This is a genomic window from Hymenobacter agri (assembly GCF_054778495.1).
Window position 1 is genome coordinate 1 of the sequence record NZ_BAAGZM010000895.1, and the last position, 1274, is coordinate 1274.

2 protein-coding genes are annotated in these 1274 nt (G+C 65.6%); both read right to left on the reverse strand.

Translation table 11 applies throughout. The annotated features are described in order from the left end of the window. A partial coding sequence (locus tag ACYVDE_RS23165; protein WP_460503892.1) for a c-type cytochrome occupies positions 1-480 on the reverse strand: 480 nt, incomplete at its 3' end. Positions 481-510: 30 nt separating this feature from the next. Then, a partial coding sequence (locus ACYVDE_RS23170; protein ID WP_460503893.1) for a S8 family serine peptidase occupies positions 511-1274 on the reverse strand: 764 nt, incomplete at its 5' end.

The following is a 1274-nucleotide window of genomic DNA, read 5'->3' on the forward strand; positions in this document are numbered from 1 at the left end:
CACCTGCGGGCTGGCCGAGCGCAGAAAGGCCACGATGCTGGCCACGTCTTCGTCGCTCATGCGGGCGTAGTTGGGCATGATGAGGCGCAGGCGGCCGTCGGGCCCCACGCCGGTGCGCAACAGGCCCATCAGCTGCTGGTCGGTCCAGCGGCCGATGCCGTGCCGCGGGTCCTGAGTGATATTGGCGGTGTAGATGGTGCCGAAGTCGGGCGTGAGGTCGGCCAGGCGGTGGCCGCTGTAGCGGTTGGTGCTGCGGTTGAGGTGGCAGTCGGCGCAAATCGACAGCGTGAGCTTTTCGCCCAGCGCCAGCCGGGCCGGCGTGGCTACAATGGCCACCCCCGCCGGGCGAGGCGGGGCATAGGTGGGCAGCCCGCGCACCTGCACAAATGCCAGGAAGCCAAAAGCCGCCAGCAGGAGCAGTCCCAGCGCGCCGCCGGCCCAGCGTAATACTCTTTTCCTTGTAACGTTCGCGCCCATCATGCCCGCAAAAATATCGGGTTCGCTGCCCAGCTACCGCCGAGCTGGTTTAGCGGCTGGTCTGGCCGCCGGTTTCACCGCCGGTTCCCGGCTGGCCAGCCGCACGGCCTCGTACAGATTGACGATGCCGCCCGTGCGCGAGAGCGTGGCGAAATCGACCAGCTGCTTGGTGCCCGGCCGGCGCACCTGCGTGTGCACGGGCGCGGCCGAAGCCAAGATGATGCGCTTGAGGTCGGCGGGCGTGAGATATGGGAAATTGACCTTGAGCACGGCTGCAATTCCGGCCACCACGGGCGCGGCCATGCTGGTGCCGCTGCCGGCGTGGTACTGGTTGTTGGGGTAAGTCGAAACGATGTCGACGCCGGGCGCGAACACATCCACAGTGTTTGAGCCGTAATTGGAGAAATCAGCGACCAGGTGTTCGTCGTTGGTACGGGCGCTGGCGCCCACCGTTATCAGGTTCGGAATAGTTTGGCCGTTGAGGAAACGGGTGGAAGGGAATGCCGGCATAGAATCGTAGTTGAGGTGGTCGTTGCCGGCACCGTGCACCAGCAGCACGCCTTTGGCATTGGCGTAGCGCATGGCCGCATCCACCACGGCTTTGTCGGGCGAAAAATACTTGCCGAAGCTCATGCTGATAATGCTCGCGCCATTATCCACGGCGTAGCGAATGGCGTTGGCCACGTCCTTATCCCGCTCGTCGCCTAACGTCACGGCCCGTACGCTCAGAATGCGCACCTGCTCGGCCACGCCGCGCCCGCCGAGGCCGTTGGCCCGGTCGGCGGCGATGATGCCCG